19 protein-coding genes and 1 pseudogene are annotated in these 22,294 nt (G+C 43.5%); 14 read left to right on the forward strand and 6 right to left on the reverse strand.

Features of this window, described 5'->3' with window-relative positions; genetic code table 11:
- Positions 1 to 75 precede the first annotated feature (75 nt).
- Positions 76 to 1,587, forward strand: coding sequence for a response regulator (locus AC1S8V_RS14295; RefSeq protein ID WP_482074153.1), 1,512 nt, complete (start codon positions 76 to 78; stop codon positions 1,585 to 1,587).
- 161 nt (positions 1,588 to 1,748) lie between these two features.
- On the opposite strand, the gene AC1S8V_RS14300 is transcribed toward AC1S8V_RS14295, so the two are convergent.
- A complete protein-coding gene (locus AC1S8V_RS14300; protein WP_482074154.1) occupies positions 1,749 to 2,621 on the reverse strand; it encodes a helix-turn-helix transcriptional regulator in 873 nt (290 codons plus the stop codon).
- 244 nt (positions 2,622 to 2,865) lie between these two features.
- On the opposite strand from AC1S8V_RS14300, the gene AC1S8V_RS14305 reads away from it, so the two are divergent.
- Complete coding sequence (locus AC1S8V_RS14305; protein ID WP_482074155.1) at positions 2,866 to 4,065, forward strand: MFS transporter; 1,200 nt, start codon at positions 2,866 to 2,868, stop codon at positions 4,063 to 4,065.
- 209 nt (positions 4,066 to 4,274) lie between these two features.
- Positions 4,275 to 5,030 (forward strand): gamma-glutamyl-gamma-aminobutyrate hydrolase family protein, encoded by a 756-nt coding sequence (locus AC1S8V_RS14310; protein ID WP_482074156.1) that lies wholly within the window; start codon positions 4,275 to 4,277, stop codon positions 5,028 to 5,030.
- Positions 5,031 to 5,132: 102 nt separating this feature from the next.
- Here the strand turns inward: AC1S8V_RS14310 and AC1S8V_RS14315 are convergent, their stop codons facing one another.
- Together AC1S8V_RS14315 and AC1S8V_RS14320 are read right to left on the reverse strand one after the other, a co-directional pair.
- Positions 5,133 to 7,457: an MMPL family transporter gene (locus tag AC1S8V_RS14315; RefSeq protein WP_482074157.1), complete on the reverse strand. Its 2,325-nt coding sequence runs from the start codon at positions 7,455 to 7,457 to the stop codon at positions 5,133 to 5,135.
- Positions 7,458 to 7,476: 19 nt separating this feature from the next.
- A complete protein-coding gene (locus tag AC1S8V_RS14320) occupies positions 7,477 to 8,100 on the reverse strand; it encodes a TetR/AcrR family transcriptional regulator (protein ID WP_482074158.1) in 624 nt (207 codons plus the stop codon).
- 260 nt (positions 8,101 to 8,360) lie between these two features.
- On the opposite strand from AC1S8V_RS14320, the gene AC1S8V_RS14325 reads away from it, so the two are divergent.
- From AC1S8V_RS14325 to nspC, 5 genes and pseudogenes are all read left to right on the forward strand, one after another.
- Positions 8,361 to 9,254: a TetR/AcrR family transcriptional regulator gene (locus tag AC1S8V_RS14325; protein ID WP_482074159.1), complete on the forward strand. Its 894-nt coding sequence runs from the start codon at positions 8,361 to 8,363 to the stop codon at positions 9,252 to 9,254.
- 206 nt (positions 9,255 to 9,460) lie between these two features.
- Positions 9,461 to 10,714 (forward strand): cytochrome P450 family protein, encoded by a 1,254-nt coding sequence (locus tag AC1S8V_RS14330; RefSeq protein ID WP_482074160.1) that lies wholly within the window; start codon positions 9,461 to 9,463, stop codon positions 10,712 to 10,714.
- Between the two features lie 165 nt (positions 10,715 to 10,879).
- Positions 10,880 to 10,984, forward strand: a pseudogene (locus tag AC1S8V_RS14335) (nucleoside deaminase); the annotation flags it as partial.
- Positions 10,985 to 11,583: 599 nt separating this feature from the next.
- A complete protein-coding gene (locus AC1S8V_RS14340; protein ID WP_482074161.1) occupies positions 11,584 to 12,822 on the forward strand; it encodes a saccharopine dehydrogenase family protein in 1,239 nt (412 codons plus the stop codon).
- A gap of 1 nt (position 12,823) precedes the next feature.
- Positions 12,824 to 13,951 (forward strand): carboxynorspermidine decarboxylase, encoded by a 1,128-nt coding sequence (nspC, locus tag AC1S8V_RS14345; RefSeq protein ID WP_482074162.1) that lies wholly within the window; start codon positions 12,824 to 12,826, stop codon positions 13,949 to 13,951.
- Positions 13,952 to 14,115: 164 nt separating this feature from the next.
- Here the strand turns inward: nspC and AC1S8V_RS14350 are convergent, their stop codons facing one another.
- Positions 14,116 to 14,889: an SDR family NAD(P)-dependent oxidoreductase gene (locus tag AC1S8V_RS14350; protein ID WP_482074163.1), complete on the reverse strand. Its 774-nt coding sequence runs from the start codon at positions 14,887 to 14,889 to the stop codon at positions 14,116 to 14,118.
- 110 nt (positions 14,890 to 14,999) lie between these two features.
- On the opposite strand from AC1S8V_RS14350, the gene AC1S8V_RS14355 reads away from it, so the two are divergent.
- Together AC1S8V_RS14355 and AC1S8V_RS14360 are read left to right on the forward strand one after the other, a co-directional pair.
- Positions 15,000 to 15,356 carry a MerR family transcriptional regulator gene (locus AC1S8V_RS14355; RefSeq protein WP_482074164.1) on the forward strand — a complete coding sequence of 119 codons (357 nt, stop codon included), beginning with the start codon at positions 15,000 to 15,002 and terminating at the stop codon, positions 15,354 to 15,356.
- Between the two features lie 90 nt (positions 15,357 to 15,446).
- Positions 15,447 to 16,319: a YitT family protein gene (locus AC1S8V_RS14360; RefSeq protein ID WP_482074165.1), complete on the forward strand. Its 873-nt coding sequence runs from the start codon at positions 15,447 to 15,449 to the stop codon at positions 16,317 to 16,319.
- A 118-nt stretch (positions 16,320 to 16,437) separates the two neighbouring features.
- Here the strand turns inward: AC1S8V_RS14360 and AC1S8V_RS14365 are convergent, their stop codons facing one another.
- Positions 16,438 to 17,112 carry a cyclase family protein gene (locus tag AC1S8V_RS14365; protein ID WP_482074166.1) on the reverse strand — a complete coding sequence of 225 codons (675 nt, stop codon included), beginning with the start codon at positions 17,110 to 17,112 and terminating at the stop codon, positions 16,438 to 16,440.
- A gap of 254 nt (positions 17,113 to 17,366) precedes the next feature.
- Between AC1S8V_RS14365 and tlp the strand changes: the two genes are divergently transcribed.
- The 4 genes from tlp to AC1S8V_RS14385 all read left to right on the forward strand — a co-directional run bounded on the left by tlp (position 17,367) and on the right by AC1S8V_RS14385 (position 20,681).
- Positions 17,367 to 17,588, forward strand: a complete 222-nt coding sequence (gene tlp / locus AC1S8V_RS14370; RefSeq protein WP_482074167.1) for a small acid-soluble spore protein Tlp — start codon at positions 17,367 to 17,369, stop codon at positions 17,586 to 17,588.
- A gap of 38 nt (positions 17,589 to 17,626) precedes the next feature.
- Positions 17,627 to 17,815 carry a hypothetical protein gene (locus AC1S8V_RS14375; RefSeq protein ID WP_482074168.1) on the forward strand — a complete coding sequence of 63 codons (189 nt, stop codon included), beginning with the start codon at positions 17,627 to 17,629 and terminating at the stop codon, positions 17,813 to 17,815.
- 288 nt (positions 17,816 to 18,103) lie between these two features.
- The gene (locus tag AC1S8V_RS14380; protein ID WP_482074169.1) at positions 18,104 to 19,237 is read left to right on the forward strand and encodes a serine hydrolase domain-containing protein; all 1,134 of its coding nucleotides are present in this window, start codon (positions 18,104 to 18,106) and stop codon (positions 19,235 to 19,237) included.
- A 301-nt stretch (positions 19,238 to 19,538) separates the two neighbouring features.
- Complete coding sequence (locus tag AC1S8V_RS14385; protein ID WP_482074170.1) at positions 19,539 to 20,681, forward strand: DUF4309 domain-containing protein; 1,143 nt, start codon at positions 19,539 to 19,541, stop codon at positions 20,679 to 20,681.
- A gap of 99 nt (positions 20,682 to 20,780) precedes the next feature.
- Here the strand turns inward: AC1S8V_RS14385 and AC1S8V_RS14390 are convergent, their stop codons facing one another.
- On the reverse strand, positions 20,781 to 21,749 hold the full coding sequence (locus AC1S8V_RS14390; protein ID WP_482074171.1) for a DMT family transporter: 969 nt from the start codon (positions 21,747 to 21,749) through the stop codon (positions 20,781 to 20,783).
- Between the last annotated feature and the right edge of the window lie 545 nt (positions 21,750 to 22,294).

Genomic DNA, 22,294 nt, shown 5'->3' on the forward strand with positions numbered 1-22,294 from the left:
AGCAGGGGGCGAAAAGGCGGTAAAAGATGCACTTCAGCGAGTTTTGAGACACGACCTAACTAGGAGGGACAGACGATGTATAACGTTATGATCGTTGAGGATAGCAAACCGATATTACGCAATATTAAAATGCTCTTGGAAACGCTCAACTTCCCGGTTCGCGTAGCCGCTACGGCAACGAATGGAGAGGAAGCCTTGGCAGTGATCGAGCAGGAATCGATTGATCTGCTGTTGACCGATATTCGGATGCCGAAAATGGATGGCCTATCACTGATCGAGCAAGCCAAGCTTGCTAACCCAGAGCTGAAGGTCATTCTGATTAGTGGTTATAGCGATTTTGAATATACAAGAAAAGCATTGAACCTGAAAGTGTTTGACTATTTATTGAAACCCGTGGAGCGAGAAGCACTGGAAGAGGTCATGGGTCGGGTAATTGAGCAACTCGATCAACAGATGTCCAGGGACCTGCTGGATTTGCAGAAATTCATTCTTCCCCAAAGTGAGACTACACTGAAACAAGGGGGTGATTTTCCTCCTTTATTCAGCCAGATGATGATCATTATGAACAAACAACCCTTTACCGCAGGACATGAACGATGGATGCAGGTAGAGCTTGAGACTATCATGCAGGATTTTTTTACATCCCATGCATGTCGTGTGTACACAAGTCAAACCCCTTATCAGTATGTCATTTTCGTCAACAAGAGTGCGCTTGACTTGTACTCTTCCGTACATGAATGTCTTGAATCATTACGTCGGCATCTGCTTGCACATGACTATGATGCGATAATCGGAGGACAATTGCTGTACGCTGAGTCTGGTAATCTGCCAGAACTCTATCACCGCATGTCGTCCATTGTGTCTGAGCAGCAACGGTTGAAACAAGGCTTAGCGCTCGATACCGGGAATCCGGTGTCGATGGCGAGATCCGAGACAGGCTGTCTGGATTCGGCGCTTGAAGCTACTTTTGTACAGATGATACAGGATCGGCGGAAAGAGCGATTTGCTCTCAAGCTGTCTGAGCTGCTGGACCGATGGGCGGAGGACAATGTACTTATGACCGAGGTGGAGCGGTTTATCGCATTGGTCGTAGACACGTTTGCTCATCTGTACGAGGAACAGGGGTCGGGCATGAGATTGGGGCTGGAGCTTCGGGCAAGACAATTCGCTCAGGCACAGTCCTATGCCGATTTTTGCCGGGAACTGACGGAATGGACGGGGCAGTGCTTCGATATGCTGCAATCCCACGTTCGAAAAAGCAAGGCGATCCTGTTCGAGCAGATTGACGATTACGTAAAACTGAATAAATACTCTCAATTATCGATTAATGACATTGCATTAAAGTTTCACGTCAGCCCGTCGTATGTCAGCAGAGTGATCAAGAATGCCACACAAATAACGTTTGTTCAGTATTACACCCGGCTTCGCATTCAGGAAGCATGCAGACTGATGGAACACCAGCCGGACATGAAATTCAAGGAATTATCCGATTTGCTGTCCTTCAGTGATCAACACTATTTCTCGAAGGTGTTCAAGGAATATACGGGACTCAGTCCTACGGAATATAAACAACAGAGGCCTATATAATACAAAACAAATACGACTTGTTACTGAATCGTTCAGGCGATACCTATGTATATACATGCTCAAAGTTTCTTTGAGTGCGTATATACGTGGGTTTTTTACGTTTATTTGCTGAATGATTCACCAAAATGAATGCAGGGAGTGCTTTTATGCTCTTAGAGAGATTAGTAGGAATGTGACGTTTCATCGCCGAACATATCTTTTTGATTCTTCTTTCGGAAACTTCGTGGTGATTCACCGACGGTTTTGGTAAATAGAATCGTAAAGTAATTGGGGTTATCGTAACCGACCAGTTTGGCAATCTCCCATATTTTTTTGTTGGTTGAGACTAATAGTCGGGTGGCTTCACCCATTCTTCGTTGAATCAGGTAGTGATAAGGCGAAGTACCATAGTGATTTTTGTACATATGAATTAAGTAATAAAAATCGATATGAAATTGATCTGCCAATTCCTTAAGTTTAATGTTCTGCCGATAGTGGGTATCCAGATAGTCCTTAATGCTCTCAGCAAGGGTATTGCTCCCAACGCTCTCCCCATTAGGAAGCTGTTGACGGGACTGGCGATCGATGATCAGAAGTATAGCTTTCAGCACATGCCCAGAGATAGACTCGTATCCATGTTCTCGGATTGAAAATTCATTGAAGAGAGTCTGCATTAACGAATGGAGCTCATCGGTATATCGGTTGGCTCGAATGATCGGTTTGTTATAGGGAGGGATGACCCAATCCTCAAGGGAGTGGATACCTTCTGTAAAACGAAAGCCACAATAAAAAGTGGATAACGGGAATTCAGGGTTGGACTTCTCCTCGTGAAGAGTACCTTTGTTATAAATGAGCAAATCACCTTTTTCAGCCCAGTGTTTGGTACCGTCAATGGTGAACAGTCCTTTACCTTCAGTTACGTAAATAATCTCATGCAGATCGTCATGTTTATGCGTCGGAAAACTCCAATGGGGATTGTCGGCCAGTTTTCCTACATAAATAATGGTGCAATCTCGATTTGGATATAGTTGGCCGGATTCGTGGTGTGTATTCATCTATGTCTTCCCTTCAGAATCTGTAATGATAGTCTGTGCTGAAATGACAACATACATCATGTTTTGCAATAAAAGCACAACAACCTTGATTGTCGCCATGGCATATCTGACAGTACAATTTCACTATCCAAAATGTACTATATATCGAAAGTGAAGGGATGGGAAAGCAGAAAATACATGTTTACTGATCGTAGACAGAATTGAAGCGCTTGCAACAATAGAAAGGATTAGTGAGTATTGATTTATGACTAGAAATAGAGAGAACCTACTTATTTTAACGCTTACGCTAGTTAGCTTTGTACTGGGAACAACCGAGTATGTCATCGTGGGTGTGTTGAAGGAAATTGAAAGTTACATGAAAGTATCGCTTGCTGCCGCGGGCATGCTCGTATCCGGTTTTGCTATTGCATACGCAGTGGGTACACCATTTGCCGTAGCCTTCTTGGCCAAAATATCCAGAAGAAGTTCCATATTGATTGGATTTGCAATCGTGTTAGCATTAAATCTATTGACCGTGTTCTCAACAACGTTCTCTTCTCTGATGGCCATTCGCATCGTTTCGGCCGTTGCTTGTGGACTTACGATATCGCTTTCGATCTCGATCATAAGTGATGCAGTGAACCGGGAGCGAAGGGGTGAAGCCATCGCTTGGATTTTGGGCGGATTTTCTATCGCGAATGTACTGGGTGTTCCGCTCGGTACATTTATCGGACAACACCTGAGCTGGTCCATGACTTTTGTCGTTACGGCATGCATCGGTGTTGTGCCGTTGGTATTCATGTTCCGTATTCTGCCACGCCAAACAACAACGATTGCCGGTTCGTTCAGTGATCAGATGTCTCTCTTTTTGAAGCCACGGATATTGCTGGCCTGTCTGATCCCGGTACTGGGAAACAGCTGTATTTTCGTCGTTTTTACGTACATTACGCCACTTCTAAGTGAGACAATGGGTGTGCCTGTACATTGGATTAGTGCCATACTCCTGATCTATGGCGCCTGCAGCATCCTGAGTAACTGGATTGGTGCCAAAATAGCCAAGGGTGACTTCCTGCCCAAGCTCAAGCGGCTTTTCGTAATCCAAGCATTCCTCTTCCTGGGCATGAGTTTTGCCGTTTCCAATCTGTGGATCGGCTTGGCATTCCTGTTTCTGATTGGATGTCTGTCATCCTCCATGAGCGCGGCATCCCAGTTATATTTGTTTGATGTGTCTGGAGCGATCGCGCCGGGATCCAAAGCATTCGCATCTACACTGTTACCTGTGGCGGCCAATGTGGGGATAGCGCTAGGCTCTGGTGTCGGGGGGATTGCCGTCAATATAGGTGGTGTACAGTGGGTGCCTCCAGTTGCTGTAATGCTTGCCTTGCTGGCTTATGTCATTACCCGGATATGCCAACGTTCCATTCAATTGAATTCGGACGAAGTGACCACTGTGAACGCAGCCTAGATCAGATGTTTTTTAATTAAATGGATGAATCCATATAGATGGTAATAGAATTACAAGCAAAGTCGCTTTTCCAGCGGCTTTGTTTTTTTTTGTTTTCCAGTGCTCCAGATGAAATGGATTCACAGATTACAGAGGTAGGAAAATGCAACAATTTAGTGAGTTTATATATAAAGAGATCTGATAAAATGAATCCATTAGGAGGGAAAGCCATGAAAAAGCCCATGATCGGTGTACTGCCTTTATATGATACTGACAAAAAAAGTTACTGGATGCTTCCGGATTATATGAACGCAATCGAGGGTGCGGGTGGGATTCCAATCATGCTACCTCTGACAACGGATGTCGAGATACTTGCTACGTTGGCTCATGAGTTCGATGGGTTCCTGTTTACAGGGGGACATGACCTCAATCCTGATCTATATCATGAGCAGACAGAGGATACCTGTGGGGAGTTATGTATTGAACGCGATATGATGGAGTCGATATTATTACAAAAGGTAATTGAGCTTGATAAACCTGCCTTTGGCATATGCCGTGGACTACAACTATTTAACGTTATTTTGGGTGGTACGTTGTATCAAGATATTCCGACTAGCCTTCAACTTGATGTGAACGAGATCGTTAATCATAAGCAAAACCCGCCGTATACGAATCTTGTACATGATGTACATATTGAGAAAAATAATCTGCTATACGATATCTTGCAAGCAAACACGATAAAAGTGAATAGTTATCATCATCAAGGGATTAAGATATTATCGGATAAGTTAACTGCCGTGGCAGTCGCCGAAGATGGACTCGTTGAGTCGGTGGTTATGCCGAACCAGACATTTGTTTTGGCGGTACAATGGCACCCGGAGTACAGCTACACTGTGGATCACTATAGTCAAAAGTTATTTGCGGCCTTTGTTCATGCTGCTAGATCCCCACGCTATACTATCCATATTGAAGACATAACCGCATAAGATTTGCAGCAGAAAAAAAGACCTCCTGTTTACAGAAACAGAGGAGGTCTTGGTATTGTAGTCGTGATAGTAATTGGTGGTATCACCATTCTATGGGCAGGATTATTTTAATCCAGACTTGGTGTTGGGATGCTCTTTAGCATTCAGGGAAGCAATCAGTTTCTCGCCCTCAACATCCAGGTTCGGCAGAATACGATCCAGCCATTTTGGAAGCGCCCAAGCTTTGTCACCGAAAATAGCCATGATGGCAGGAACCAATCCCATCCGGATAATGAACGCATCAATCAGAATGCCTACTGCCAAGGTAAAGCCAATCTGCTTGATCATGACATCATCGGTGAAGATAAATCCTGCAAATACAGAGACCATGATCACTGCTGCGGCAACAACCACGCGACTTACCTGATTGTACCCATGAACAACGGATTCGGTTCCGCGATGACCATGAACATAGGATTCGCGCATGGAGCTGACCAGGAAGACCTGATAGTCCATCGCAAGGCCATACAGGATACCTGTCACGATGATCGGCATGAAGCTCAGCAGCGGACCGCCAGTGTCGAATCCGAAGAGAGAATGCAGCCAGCCCCATTGGAATACAGCAGTAGTAATCCCGAATGTAGCGAGGATACTAAGAAGGAAACCGATGGTGGCTTTGATGGGAACGATAATCGAACGGAATACGAGTAACAGGATGATCAGCGAGAGCAGGATTATGATGCCTACATAAATAGGGAACACCTGCGCCAGTTTGGCTGACATATCGATATTAACAGCTGTAAGTCCCGTAACTCCGAGTTTCACATCATAGGTCTGTGCGATGCTGGAATCAGCCGCGCGCAGATCAGTGACCAGGGTTTTAGTGAGCGTATCGTTAGGACCCGTTTTTGGAATGAGACTAAAGATAGCCAAATCTTCTGTCATACCAAGCGGTGTAACCTGTGCAACGTTGTTTTGACCTTGCAGCTCCATCATCAGACCACCTAAGAGTTCCGGCGTAACTTTTGCGGAAGACTGATTAGGCTCTGCGACCAGAATAAGTGGTCCGTTGAATCCTTCTCCGAAGCCTTCCGAGATAGCATCATAGCTCTGTCTTGCGTCTGTATCGAGATTCGCTGAGGAAGCCCCAGGGATACCCATTTCCATTTTTGTGATCGGTGTCGCGGCAAAACCAAGAATGACGATGATGGCGATAATGGTAGCCCAACGATTTTTGATAACGAATTTCACCCATCTGTCCGCGACTCCGCGGCTAGTGGCTTTAGAATGTTTCGTGCTTTTTTCACGAGCTTTGGCGGAACAGATGCGTTCGCCTACCAATCCCAGTAAAGCCGGCAACAGGGTTAAAGCAACGAATACGTTGATGAGTACGGTGGCAGCTGCGACCAAAGCCATCGTAGACAAGAATGTGAGACCGATGACAAGCATACCGCACAGTGCAATAATGACGGTTAATCCGGCAAAAAATACCGCGCTGCCCGATGTACCAATGGCTCTTGCGGTTGCTTCTTTTGCGCTCAAGCCTTGATCAATAATCATTCGACGCTGGCGATTAACAATGAAGAGAGCATAATCGATTCCAACAGCCAATCCAACCATGAGAGCCAGGACGGAAGTGACACTAGGCATTTCGATAAATTTGGAGATGGAGAATGCTCCACCTACTCCGATCGCAACACCAAGGAGTGCAGTGAGGAGGGGAAGACCTGCGGCAACAACGGAGCCAAGAGTGATCAGCAATACAATGACAGCAATGACCAGTCCAACAATCTCTGCGGAGCCGACACCAATCGATACCCTTTTGAGCGTTTCGCCCGGCAACACCGTAATGTTGGTTCCTTGCTCAACCGTCATAACAGATTGAATAACGGAATCAAATACATCCTGCGTGATGGCAGACTGCTCCATTGTGAATTGGAACTGGAACATTGCAATGCGGCCGTCCGAAGAGATTAGCATACCAGGTACAGGAACACCATCCACCATCAAAGGACCATAGGGAGGAGGCGTGGTTGTTGCGGATTGAGCCGCACCCGCAGACTGAGCATTCTGAGTCATCTCAGCAGAAGCCCCTGAATTACTCGCTTCAGCTGCATAATCGGCAGGGTTAATGACCTTGTCTAATCCGTAAACTTCATTAACCCCCTTCATCATGGCAGCCAAACGTTCAGGTGTATCTAAACGTTCGTGGTCCGGTGCCTTGAACACAACACTTCCTTGACCGCCGGAGGCAGCTGGCAGTTCTTTTGCCAATTGATCCAGAACCTTCTGTGACTCTGTGCCTTCAATCTTCATTTCAGAACTGATGTGAATACCATTGATGCTGATCATGGAGATGACAATTCCCAGAATTAAAACCCAACCAATGATGAAATATGCAGGTTTGCTAAAAGCGGTTTTCCCCAATCTGTACAATAATGTAGACATTTTTTGTTTTACACTCCCTTTAAGATGAATGAGGATGGTTAGCTTGTTCGAATCCTGTCCGCAAATGACTAAACGTGGTTTCCAAAAATTGATCAAATGTTATAGCACCGGGCTTAGTGTCTTCAGTAACGGCTTGTCCGGGCAGCAATACATTAAGTCTTCCATCAATTAATGGCAATATCATTCCGTATAATGCGTTAATTAAAAGATAAGTATAAATCTCGTCATACCTCCCGTTGGATAAGTACAATAAGGTTTCTTGTGCCTGCGTTTGCCTTTGGTGCATGACGCCAAGGTAATGCGGTTCCAGTACGGGATAGGTTTGAGATAGCGATTGTAGCTGATGAAGCCTTCCTATAAGTTCTGTTGTAAGTTGCATCTTGATCAGGTTATACAGTACATCAAGCAAGGAGGCGTTGTCGGGCAATTCGGTAAGTAAATCTTCGAGTTCCGTTGTATTTTGAAAGGATGTTGCGCCTTTTGCCACGGCTTCTTCTTTACATGTGAAATAGTTAGCAAATGTTCTACGTGAACAACCCACCTGATGTACGATATCCTCGACCGTAAAACCATCAAGCCCATGTTCAAGGGTGAGTTCATATGCAGCACCAGCAAGCGCTTTTTCAGTCGCTTCTTTTTTCAAATGTCGCAAGTTTCGTTTGCTCATTATTCTCCGCTTTTGCGTTCACCTCCAATATCAATGACTATGGTTTAATTCTTTTTAAGAAGAGCACTCTTACTGAATATGCACTTTGTGAGGTTTATCATAACAACAAGTTGCTCATTGTGCAAATTTACTCATTGTGCAATTATTTTATATGACGGCTATACTGCGAATCAATGCTTCAACTCCTGAGGAATGAATGTTAAAATCAATAGAAAAACTTGGGGCGATGACGGGACATGAGTAGTCGTAAGCAAAGTTTATTGGAGACAGCACTTGCTCTATTTTTAGAGCATAGCTATGCAAATACAACAATCCAGATGATTCTGGATCAATCAGGTGTATCCAAGGGCACATTCTACAAATTCTTCAGCTCGAAAGAAGACTGTTTATATTCAATTATTGATCAGCGTATGCAAGAGGATGTTTTCATTCGCAAAGAGCTTGAACAAAATCACTATACATCGGATTATGACCTGCTCGTTGATCAGATTGCCATTCCCATGTCTGGACCTGACAAAGAGCGAGTATGGGAATTGTATTGGACTGGTTTTTACGCCGGAGAGATCAACTCAGCGAAACTGGCTAAAGTGCATCTAAACTGGCTGTCTACACGCTTGATTCAGGTGTACGGAAAAGACATCAGCTTATATGCCAACGAAGGCGCCATATTGTGCTATGGCATATTGCATCAGATTGCCAACACCTCGAGAAGTCTAAATACGAAAAAACCGGTTTGGAGCGAAGTTGTTCCAAAAGTATTAACGTACATCGAAGTGATATTAAGAACGATGCACCAAAGAAATGAACATATTTTTGACGTTCAGTCTCTCTATTTTCTGAATGCCGATGAGCGTAACCATGATATGGGTCTGGATATCGACAAGCTGTTGGAGGAATTGGATGAGTTCAACAAGCTTGTTCAAAAATCCAAGGAATCCACACCATTAAAGCAACTTTCCAAGGGGCTTTTGGCGCTGTTACAGGATAAAGAGGATTTAAATATTCCTGTGATTGAAGTCGTGCTTCAGGCATTTCATAAAGAGTATAAGTCCAGTGCTTTTCACTCGGAAGCGAATAGGCTGACTGAAACCTGTTGGTGGTATTTGGAACTTGTGAAGCACCGTAATTAATTTGGAGGTTGGCCCAAAAGCCGACCTCTTTTTCATTTTTGAAATGACTGTAATTATACTAATCGTATATACATAAAAAGTTGTAATAATAGTGATTTTTTCGAATTAACTCTTTGATTTGAATTTAAATATACGACTAGTATATAATGAAAATGCACATATATTTCCATAGATTTCAATAACTTCACTACGAAAGGAAGATTTCAATGAATAATAACCAAACATCGGAAAAATCAGAATTCAATTTGTTTAGTGAAGAAAATGTTAAAGATCAATTTGCCATGTTTGAACAGATGCGATCCAGAGGCTCCGTTGTTCCTGTTCCCAATCCAATGGGTGGAGCAGAGCAAGCCTGGATTATAACTCGGATGGACGTAGCCATGGAAGTGTTAAAAGATCACTCCCGATTTACGGTAGATATGAACTCTATTGATCGTGGCAATGATATTCGAAAGAATCTCTCAGGCGAGCTGGATTCATCGGAACCCCAGACCTTTTTTACCGGAAAGTCGATGCTCTTTGTCGATGAACCGGATCACCGGAGACTGCGTAGCCTGGTTTCCAAAGCGTTCACCCCAAGATATATGGAAAGCCTGCGTCCACGCGTCCAGGAAATCGCCGATGAATTGATTAACCAGTTTGAAGGGAAGGGAGAGATGGATCTTGTAAAAGACTATGCCTACCCTTTCCCAATTAACGTCATATCCGAAATGCTCGGTGTACCTCAGGAAGACCGACCTCAGATCCATGTATGGTCTGAAGCCATTGCCAAAGGTCTCGGTTTCGGTAAACAAGACCCTGAAGTAGCGCAGCACTTGCGATCATTCGCAGAATACACGGCTCAGCTTGTGGCGAACAAACGAGTGGAACCTTCAGATGACCTCATCAGTCAATTAATTGCGATTGAGGAGGAGGGTGATCGACTGAATGAAGATGAATTAATATCCATGATCACGTTATTAATATTTGCTGGACATGAGACAACGTCCAATCTGATTGCAACCGGCGCTTATCTTCTTCTGACACATCCCGAACAACTGGAACAACTTAAACAAAATTTGAATCTGGTTCCTTCTGCGGTTGAGGAGTTGTTACGATTCAACGGGCCCGCGACTTCTTCAGGCCCTCGTTATGCAACGCAGGACACAGAACTAGATGGTCAACCGATCCAAAAAGGAGATGTTGTGATTCCTCTTTTGAAATCAGCCAATCGGGACGAGTTACAGTTTGACCAACCTGAAGAACTGGATCTTGAGCGCAAAATAAAACGACATCTGGCCTTTGGATATGGGATCCATATGTGTCTTGGAGCCCCACTGGCCCGGGTTGAGGGAGACGTAGCGTTTACTACGCTATTAAGTCGACTTCCTGGTCTTCAGCTTAGTGTTCCTCCGGAAGAGATTCATTGGCACTACTCACTATTATCTGAGGGATTGGCATCATTGCCAGTAAAATTTTAATAGATGAACGTAGTATGACTCACTGGAGTATGGCGAATTTTCGTCATACTCTTTATTTATAATGATGATAGAATGGAATGAACAGAGGTTAGCTGTGTCATTGATCAATGCTTAAAAGCAAAGATATATTTGAGTACATAATTTTTGTTGTGGGAGGTAAACCTAATGAATAAAGATGAACTTTTCATGCATAAAGCCATTGAAATTGCTCTGCAAGCTCGCAAAGAAGGAAACGAACCATTCGGAGCCATTCTGGTGAAAAATGATGAGGGGAATTGCTTAATGCAGAAGGCTTAAAAGTATTCGAAGGATATCAATTTCACTCCTAGTCCTCATTCGGACAAAAAATTAATTTTTAATTATTGCTTGATTTTTTTTTCAACGTCTGATAGTGTAAGACCTGTGATTTTGGGAAGTTGATTTATCAATATGAATTAGAGCTTTCCAGCAGATAATTTTGACCACTTCACCAGGAAGTTAAGGCCATACGGACAGCCGGGTCAAACGCCGATTGGCAACTTACGTTGCTTTATTGATTGAGTTCAAAGCTCAAATTTTATAAGTTGGTTACTTTACAACCAGTGCAATTGCACATCAACTTGTGAAACGGTCAATAAGAGTGGTAAAGGCGAATTATTTGCTATATAGACTCTGATCCAATATTGATATACATGAAGGAGCTTTCCGCCAAAGGAATTCTTATGAATTTTATTTGGTCATGGAGACTTCACGTCTTTTTTATGATGTATATCAACAAGCAAGTGTGATGATGCGCGATTGCGGCATTGTTCACCTTGCTTTTTTTGTTGTCTTGTTGTCACCGTATTAATCCAATAAAAAAAATACATATTGGGATAGGAGAATGTAAAATGGGAAAAGCACTAATCATCGGCGCCGGCGGCGTTGCTTCCGTGGCAGTACACAAATGCGTTCAAAATAGCGAAGTTTTTGAGGAAATCTGCATCGCGAGTCGTACAAAATCCAAATGTGATGAACTCAAAGCCAAGCTGGACGGCGGAAAAACAAAAATTACGACAGCACAAGTAGATGCTGACAATGTTGACGAGCTGATCGCCCTGATCAACGAAGTTAAACCGGATATCGTAATGAACCTGGCTTTGCCGTATCAAGATCTGACAATCATGGATGCATGCCTTGCAACCAAAACGAATTACATGGATACTGCGAACTATGAGCCACATGATACAGCGAAATTCGAATACAGCTGGCAGTGGGATTACAAAGAGCGCTTTGAAAAAGCAGGCATTACTGCATTGCTCGGAAGTGGATTTGACCCAGGCGTGACAGGCGTATTCTCCGCCTATGCCCTGAAGCATTACTTTGACGAAATTGAGTACATCGACATTCTGGACTGCAATGGCGGCGACCATGGCTATCCGTTCGCAACCAACTTCAACCCTGAGATCAACATTCGCGAAGTTTCTGCGAACGGAAGATATTGGGAGAATGGGGAATGGGTCGAAACAAAACCGATGGAAATCAAACGTGTCTATGACTTCAAAGAAGTTGGCGAGAAAGACATGTACCTGTTGTACCATGAGGAACTGGAATCTTTGGCGAAAAACATGCCAGGTCTGAAACGTATCCGTTTCTTCATGACATTTGGTCAAAGCTACCTGACTCACTTGAAAGCACTTGAAAATGTAGGCATGACTTCAATCGAGCCTATTGAATATGAAGGTAAACAAATTATTCCACTGCAATTCCTGAAAGCAGTACTGCCTGATCCAGCATCCCTTGGACCACGTACTGTAGGTAAAACGAACATCGGTTGTATTTTCAAAGGTAAAAAAGATGGTCAAGACAAAACATATTATGTTTACAATATCTGTGATCACCAAGAATGCTACAAAGAAGTGGGTTCCCAAGCGATCTCTTACACAACAGGCGTTCCAGCTATGATCGGTGCGGCAATGGTCATGACAGGCAAATGGAACAAACCAGGCGTATACAATGTAGAAGAGTTCAACCCGGATCCATTCATGGAAGAGTTGAACAAATGGGGCCTCCCATGGGTAGAAGACTTCAACCCGGTACTCGTTGATGAGCTGCCAGAAGAAGTTAAAGAATCGGAGCTTGTTCGTTAAAATGCGGTTCGAGCAATTACCGACACCATGTTTTGTTGTTGACGAGGCGCTTATCGAGAAAAACCTGAAAATCCTGAACGGTGTTATGCAGCGTACAGGTGCCAAAATCGTGCTTGCTCAAAAAGCATTCTCCATGACTGCGATGTATCCGCTGATTGGCGAATACCTGAGCGGGGCAACGGCGAGCGGTTTGTATGAAGCACGCCTGGGCCACGAGGAAATGGGCAAAGAGAATCATGTCTTTGCTCCGGCATACCGCGCAGAAGAGATCGACGAGATTCTCTCCATCTGCGACCATATTATTTTTAATTCATTTTCACAGCTTGCCAAATTCAAGGATAAGGCGCTTCAGGCTGGCCGCAAGGTTGGCTTGCGCGTCAACCCTGAATGTTCTACCCAAGAGGGGCACGAGATATATGATCCGTGTTCTCCGGGTTCCCGTTTTGGCGCCAAGCAAGAAGATTTCCAAGCAGATTTGCTGGAAGGCGTCTCCGGGCTGCACTTCCACACACTGTGTCAGCAAAATTCCGATGATCTGGAGACTACATTAAACGCGGTTGTCGAGAAGTTCGGACAATGGCTGCCGCAAATGGAATGGATCAACTTCGGCGGAGGTCACCATATCACGCGTGAAGATTATGATATTCCAAGACTGGAAGCATGCATCAAGCGTATGCAGAACGACTATGGCCTGGAAGTATATCTGGAGCCGGGAGAAGCTGTCGCGCTGAACGCGGGTTATCTGGTGACATCTGTACTGGATTTCCATAAAAACGGCATGGACATCGCCATTCTGGATACTTCTGCAACGTGTCATATGCCGGATGTGCTGGAAATGCCATATCGCCCGCCGCTGATCGGTTCGGGAGAAGTGGGCGAGAAAGCCTATCTGTATCGTCTTGGTGGACAAACATGTCTGTCTGGTGACGTGATTGGGGATTATTCATTCGATCAGCCTTTGCAAGAAGGCGACCGTCTGGTATTCGAGGACATGGCGATTTACTCCATGGTGAAAACCAACACGTTCAACGGCATGCCGCTTCCAGCGATTGCAGTCAAAAGAAAAGACGGCGATTGCGAAGTTGTTCGCGAATTCGGATATCAGGATTTCAAAATGAGGTTGGCATAATACTTCATTATATAGTAAGCATTGAAACTAAATACAAAGAAGGGAACCTGGAGACAGGTTCCCTTTTTAACGTTAACTGATGTTTAACGATTAGGTTTAATGATGTTTATCAGTGAGGTTAGATGATGTTTGCGGTATTCAGGCAACTCGGTTTCGATTACGGGTTAATTTTGCGGTTTGGATGCTGCCCTTGCAGCGTAAGGAAAGAGGGGTTCACGTAGTTCAAAATCATATGTTAATCCATCTACAATGCCCACTACACTCTCACTGTCATACAACTCAAGCAAAAATCCAGCCATTTGTTCCGCCGTATGGAATTTGGGAACTCTGCCCTCATATTCAAACTCGTCTACATTAAAGGAATGTTTCGCAAATTCCGTCTCCGTTGCAGCCGGAGCGAGAACTTTGACTTGCATTGCTGCGTTCTTGCCTTTTAATTCTTGTGCAAGCCCTTCCGTAAAGGCACTTACATAGAACTTAGTTGCGCAGTAGGTTACTGCATCGGCTACAATCGTATATCCACCACCAGAGGAAATATTAATAATCTGTGTACCATCGACATCTGCATAGTCACGTACATACAGGGAAGAAAGAATCGTTAGTGCTTCTATATTTAGATGAAGCATCTGCTCAATCTTGGGCAGATGTTGTTCGCCAACGGATGCGAAATTCCCGAATCCGGCGTTGTTAATCCACGTTTCAATGGAATAAGCCTGAAGACTTTCATAGAATTCATGCACATTAGCGGCAATGGACAGATCTACTGTACGAGTGACAACATCCAGATCAGGATTGATTTCAGCTACTTTTGATTTTAACTTGTCCAATTCATCGGTTCTGCGAGCCGCCAGGATCATATTTTTGCCACGAGCTGCAAAAGCTAAAGCCGCTTCATATCCAATGCCTGAACTTGCACCGGTAATCACTGTGTATTTCATGGGAATTCCTCCTGGATCTGATTTCATTATTTATTGTGATGTGACCACGAGTTGATTATACTGATTAGAGCTTACTCTAAGTCAAGCGCGAAAATAGAGGGGGATTGACCATGCATACCATTGGTGAAGTGGCAGATTTACTACATATCAGTGCACATACGTTGCGTTATTATGAGAAGGAACAGATTGTTACTCCTCTCCGAGATGCCAATGGAGACAGGCGATACAACGAGTCACACCTGAAATGGCTACAATTTGTGATCAAATTAAAAGAGACTCAAATGCCCATTGCTGTTATTAAGAAGTATGCATCCTTATTTCAGGAAGGGGAGCATACGGCGGCAGATCGTTTGAAGCTGCTGGAGGAGCATAAAGAGTCAATCCAAAAACAGATGCACATCCTTAACACCGCCGATGAGATGCTTGAGCATAAAATTTCGTCGTATCGAACGTTCATCGGGCAATGATGTAACACATATAAATGACGATCTATTGCCAAAATAGTGATATTTATTATAGACTGTTTTTTATCGGTTGTTCATCTAGGGGGAAATGGAATGAGTCAAAACAGAAGACAGAAATCAAACAAGCTGAAGATCCTCTCCAAAGTATTATTGATTATCATTGGGGGATTTATCACGGGATATGGTCTGGAAGCCATATTAATTCCGAATAATGTCTCCGACGGTGGTGTGACAGGTCTGAGTATCGTGGGTTCACAGCTGTTCGGGTTACCACTCGGGATGCTTATTGGGATTATTAACATTCCATTCGTTTGGCTAGGGTATAAGCAGATTGGTAAAAGCTTTGCATTATATTCGATTATCGGTATTGCTTCACTGGCGGTCAGCACCAGTCTGATGCACCATGTACCAACTATAATAGAAGGAGATACCTTGCTCGTTACCGTTGTCGGCGGGATTATCATCGGTTTTGGTATGGGACTTGCATTGCGTAACGGCGGGGCATTGGATGGTATAGACATGTTGGCTGTACTACTTTCACGAAAAGTACCTTTCGGAACCAGTGATCTCATCCTGTTCCTTAACATGTTTGTATTTATTGTCGTTTCTACCGTGTTCGGTCTGCAAGGCGCGATCTTGTCAGGACTTGCGTATTTTATTGCTTCCAAAGTAATACATATTGTTGAAGAGGGCTTGAGCGGCTCCAAAACGTTTAAAATTATTACGAATCAACCAGAAATCATGGTTGAAACCATTCGGGACAGACTAGGTCGTGGAGCAACGTATACCGATGCATACGGTGGCTACTCTAATGAGCAATTCAAGGAAATCACTTGTGTCATCAACCGAATGGAAGAGAGTAAAATTAAAGATATCATTCATGAAATTGACCCGACTGCTTTTGTAGTCGTTTACGATGTAGCTGAAGTGAGAGGCGGCAATTTCAAAAAGAAAGATATTCATTGAGTAACTCATTACTCACTACAAAAAACGCGCTAAAGAGAGTAACTCTCTGGCGCGTTTTTTTGTAAATGTTATGTTTATGTAAGAAAGGAAAGGTAATGGCGATTCCAGAGTGCTATAGTTAACATTTTTCAGTGAAAATGGTAGTGAAACTGCTGTCAACACCTTCAATAAACAAAGGCACAGCATAGACAACACCGATGTCTGATAAATCCTGATTTAAGTTCATATCCTCAATAACGAGAATGAACTTGCCATCTACCCGGTCTTTCCCGAGGATCTTCTGATGGAAAGCGATGGCTTCATCCTCATAAAGTGAAGAGCCAGCAGAGATCATATCCATGCCAACGGCTCGTAATGAATCAAAAACCATCAGGTAACTGGCAGCAGATGCTGCAAACCCCGGGTTATGGTCACTATAACGAACAGGGTCTGAGAAACGAAGTTTTCCAAAACCGGTGCGTATGAGCAGCAAATCGGAGCCGGCAATCTGGTGCTCATATGGCTCCAGATCAGCTTTGGTGATCAGTTCATCATCACTTTTGGGAATATCGATGATTGTTGGATGAGTGAAAATAAAGTCGTCTATTGGAATATCACTTAGCTTTTTACCTTGTGGATCGAAGTGCCATGGTCCGTCAATATGGGTACCATTATGATTAAGAGATGAGATTACAAATTGATTGTACATATCTCCCTTTTCTATACTGGACTGCTGCTGTATCTCAACTGGTGGATTATATTTGTACACAGGAGTATTTGCGCTAAGAGGATAGGACAAGAGCACTCGCTTCATTTTCCTTACTCTCCTTTGGGTTACAAGCTAGACTCATACCAATACCACTTTTAAAGTCAAGCACTTCTCATTCATGAAGCAAGCAGCGAGAGACCTTGTGCTTATTTTATGTTTGAACCTCATATTTATGTTCATTTGCATGTTCCTTAATGGAAAAAGGCTGATTTTGATCGAAGTGCATAAGCCAAGCTTACTTATGGAAAACTTCTGTAGTGCAGATATATTGCATGATTCCATTTCGGGAGGTGACTATTATGAGCAATCCGGATAACCGTAAGGATAACGTGGAGCATTTGCAGAATGCAGTGGAGAACACAATCGAGAACTACCGGGAAGCAGAAGATTATCTTGAGGAATTTGGAAATGAAATCCCGGAACACGAAAAGACTCAAATCGAGGAAAAAAATGAACGACGCAAACATAGTATTTCCGGCTTTCGTGAAGAAATTAAAGATGAAGCAAAACATCAGCAATAAACTCGGAAGTTATTTTTGATTTCAGAGGAGGTTAATGGATGTCACATCAGGACCCGCAAGAGCTTCTGCAGCAAAAACATGAGCAGGATGAGCATAAAAGTCAATTCACTAATTTCTCACGAGCAGTTTCCGGCAATGGCCAGATTGAAGCTGGTCAGGAATTCAGTCATGATCGAGAGCCTGATAACCAAAACCGGATGAAGTCTGTTGAGAACAAGCGTGCTTGATCGTAAAAACGTTGTATGATCCCCTTTCAGTAGACAAGTACTTCCATCGGTTCAGATGGATTTAATCTTGTTGAGAAAAGGGGATTTTTTATGTTTGATAATAAACAATGCGAGATGTAATACATGCACCGAGTTCTGGGCCTTGAATTCGGGACAGATGATTATATCATCAAGCCTGGTGGTAGTCAGCGCAAGCAAATGGTCGTATATTAATAGTATGTGGATTATGGGACATACCATAGATCACATTCGAAATATAATGATTATACATAGAAAGAAGGAAAAAACATGGACTTTAAACCGCTTGCTTCATTTATTGACCAGATTACATCCTGGCGTATACCGTGGGCAGAGGTGCTGGTGATGCATCGAAATGATACCGTTTTCCATTATCGTAATGGATACGCCAATCTGGAAGAGAAAACACCGATTGGTGATGGAGCGATCTTCAATCTATACTCCATGACAAAAATCATGACTTGCGTGGCAGGGTTGCAACTGGTTGAGAAAGGGGAGATGCTATTAAGCGATCCGCTGTCCGATTATCTCCCAGAGTATGCTGATATGACGGTAAAGAAAACGATGGCCAACGGGGAGATCCGACTGGAAAAGGCAACAAGAGCCATTACAGTACGTGATTTGTTCACTATGACTGCAGGGTTCTCCTATGACGTTGGTTGTCCAAGCATTCAGGAAGCCGTAAAAAACACCGACGGAACAATGTCGACCCGTGATTTTGCGAAAGCGCTTGCCAAGGAACCCCTTCTGTTTGAGCCAGGTACGCATTGGAACTACAGTATGTGCCACGATGTGCTGGGGGCTTTGGTGGAAGTTGTAAGTGGTAAACGCTTTGGTACATATCTGCGTGACGAAATCACCGGACCACTCGGCATGAAGGATACAACGTTCAATCTAAACGATGAGCAGCAAACACGCCTGATTCCGCAGTATGCTTATAATGATGAGCTTGAGAAGGCTGTACGTCTGGACGGAAACGGATTCCGGGTAGGCACCGAGTTGGAAAGTGGCGGTGCAGGCTTGTTGTCAACCGTTAGTGACTATGCACTTTTCTTGAACGCACTTACTGGGCGTGGTACGAGTCCCGAAGGCGTGCGCATTCTGTCACAAGCTTCAGTGGAACTGATGCGGACGGATCACTTGAACGAGATGACTCGTGCTGATTATTCCTGGGATCATATGTATGGATACGGCTATGGATTGGGTGTTCGCACACATATCTCCAAAGCAGGAAGCGGCTCGCTGAGCCCAATTGGTGAATTTGGATGGAGTGGCGCTGCTGGTTGTATGGCTATTATTGATCCGGATTCTGAGCTTACGGTTATGTATGCACAGCACCTGCTGAATAGTCAGGAGCCGTACGTTCAACGACGTTTACGTAATGTGGTATACTCCTGCCTGTAAATCATATTTTGTTCGTATTTACTTGTAGAGCCGCTACTATAGCGGCTTTTTTATGTTATATGGATCGAAAACGATTAATTAGATTGTTATATATTTCTTTATTAGAAAGGGTATGTTATCATTCTTAGGAAAATAGTACTAGTGGGAGGATATGCTTATTGAACATGAACCTATATTAATTACATAGTTTGATCAAGGTTAAACTCTAGCAAGTACCTGTTTGAATGTTGAGATTGTACACGATTTAAAATTAGAAAAGAGTTATTAGATTTTATTTTTTTTACTCAAAGGAGAGTCAACGATGATACACCCTAAGCACAACGCAAAATGGGCTTCTCTGGCCTTACTTACCTTAATTGGCTATGTTCTGAGCGCATTGCTCCTACTACCGCCAAATGCCGCTGCCAAAGGAGAGCAAATCTCCGCCAAACAGCTCGAAAGTATGAGCCGGCTTTCATTTACGCTTCGTGATGCCAAGCAAACGGCTTACACCGTTTATATTTTTGCTTATGATGAACAGAAGAGAACGCTGACCGAAGAAAATGGTTGGACGAACAATAAAAAAGGCGACAAGAGTTATTCAGGTACGTATCGTGCGGCCTTGCTGAAAAAAGGTGCGGCATACGGAACTGTTCAGGCAGCAAAACTGGATCTGAATACGATTATTTTGCCTCAAACCTGGAACTTCGTTGTGAAGAGCAAAGAGGTTAGTACACCAGACATGCTGATGATCACCGATTGGGGAACTTCTAATTTCAATGAGGTGAAAACGTATATTGTTCGTTCCGGGGAATTGCGCCGTGTAACATATGTCGATAATAAAGGGAAAAAAACCAACGATTCCTACTCTGCGATCAGAGATGGTGGAATCCGTACTCTTTCAGGTGCCCGAGTGCAGTTCAAAAATTACAACAACCTTCAATTCGTCTATGGAGTTAATACGTTTAAGCTGAATGTGAACAAATTGGAATTGCGGTTGGAAGATACACGTAACCTCCGTTCAGAAGCTTGGCCGAACTCGGGTGTTGGCGATCGCGCTTACCTGAAAAGCTTGAAGGATGCCGCTTTAAAAGGTGTATTGCCAAGTCGGACGGACATCAAGATTGGTATGACGCTTCAATCTATGCAAAAAAAGCTGGGGAAACCCAATTCTCGTTCAAACGAGGAATGGGGAGCGTACTATTATTATTCTAAATTCGGCATCGGCTTCGATTCTTACATGCACGAGCTTACCAACAAATCACGTATTGCCGTTTTTGATTTGTACAATGAGAAGCAGAATCTATCACCATGGAATGTGAGAATATGGATGGGAAAACCTTCCTCAGAATATTACAATGAAGTCGTGGGTGGTTATGAGATGGTATACCATGTAGGTAATCACGCGATTGTATTCAACTATGAGGAAGAAGAGGACTTGATTGACTTTACGAGTATATATTAAGGTATAGCATTGCAAGAAACGAAAGTAGATCGTATTGGTATTTACAAAAAAAGCCGCTAATTAGCGGCTTTTTTTGTTATCCATGAGATGGACTGTTGTCTATTTTATTGAAGTCTTATTGAAGCTTTGCACAGAACGTACGCGATTGACCAAGTAAATACCAACCGACACGAACAGCAATGCGGCCAGGTTTTTCAGCTCCAAAATCGTTTCGCCCAGGAATAACGCCGATAACAAGGCGCCAAACACAGGGATAAGGAAGTTGTATACAGACACTCTTCCGACCTTGTTGTACTTGAGAAGCAGATTCCACAGACAAAATGCGACGGATGACAGCAAAGCCAGGTAGATCAAGTTACTGGTGGACTCCAAGGTGAAATGGGTGACCCGGCCGCCGAGCGATAAACCTAACAGGGTAAGTACCAAGCCTCCGACGAACAGGCTGACTCCCGTTATAATTAGAACATCGATGGTAGTGGTGAGACGTTTTGCGTAAAGGGCTGTGACGGAGAAAACAAGTGCTGCTATAATCACAAAGCCTTCGCCTGTGAATGAAAAGGAAAAAGAAAGCAGATCCGTATGGAAGTTTACGATGATTACACCAATGAATCCGAGCAAGCAGCCAACGATTTTATTCCTGCTTAATTTATCGTTCTTATAGATGAAATGGGCCAGAACAACACTGAAAAAGGTCGTTGTTGCATTCATAATTGAGCCTTTGACACCCGTTGTATTGGCTACGCCCACGTAGAAAAACATATATTGCAAGCCGGTTTGTAACACACCTAGCATGATGAGACTTCCCCACTGTGGCTTGGACAATTGCAGCTTTTGTTTTCTGACGACACGAGACAGAAGCAAGAGCAGCAAGCCCGCCAACGTAAATCGGTATCCGGCAAATACGTACTTGGAAGCAATGTCTTCTGGCAAAATGTTAAATGCGATATATCCAAGTTTAATGGATGGGTACGCACTTCCCCATAACAAACAACAAAGGCTTGCTATGAGCATGACAAAAATGGGATCACTGAATTTACTCGGTTTCTCAAGGGTATTTCTCTCTATCACTTTCGATCTTCTCCTCGCATTTCTTGCACATATATATGTACGAATCTAATATCCTCATGACAATATCACATATCGACACTCGTTGTATCACAAAAATGAATGAACCGTTCTCCGGAAGGTAAGCTTAGATGAAGAAACGGTTCTTGAGATGTCTTGCATCGTAATGGTATCAAAAGGTATCTCGTTCATGAGTTTGATAAAGGCGGATTGGATCGCTTCCTGAGACTTAAGAACTCTTCGATCTATGGTAGGCTTTATACGAATCACCATTCTTTCCAGGGAGTAATCGCACAGATATCATCACCTTGTGCAATAAGGCACAGATCAGATTCTTCTGATCCTTGCAGAGGCAGTGCAATTATTTTATATTATACACGAATGTGCGATATCGCACTTATTTGTGTTTTAAGATTAAAAAAGTGGTGAATACAATACGTAAAATTCATTGGAGGTACTCGAAATGGCAAAACATGAAGTAGTTAAACAAGAAATGACGAGGACGTTATCTGACGATCTCGTCATTTTCTATGACTATAAGTATGTTG

The organism is Paenibacillus sp. B46(2026) (genome assembly GCF_056786355.1).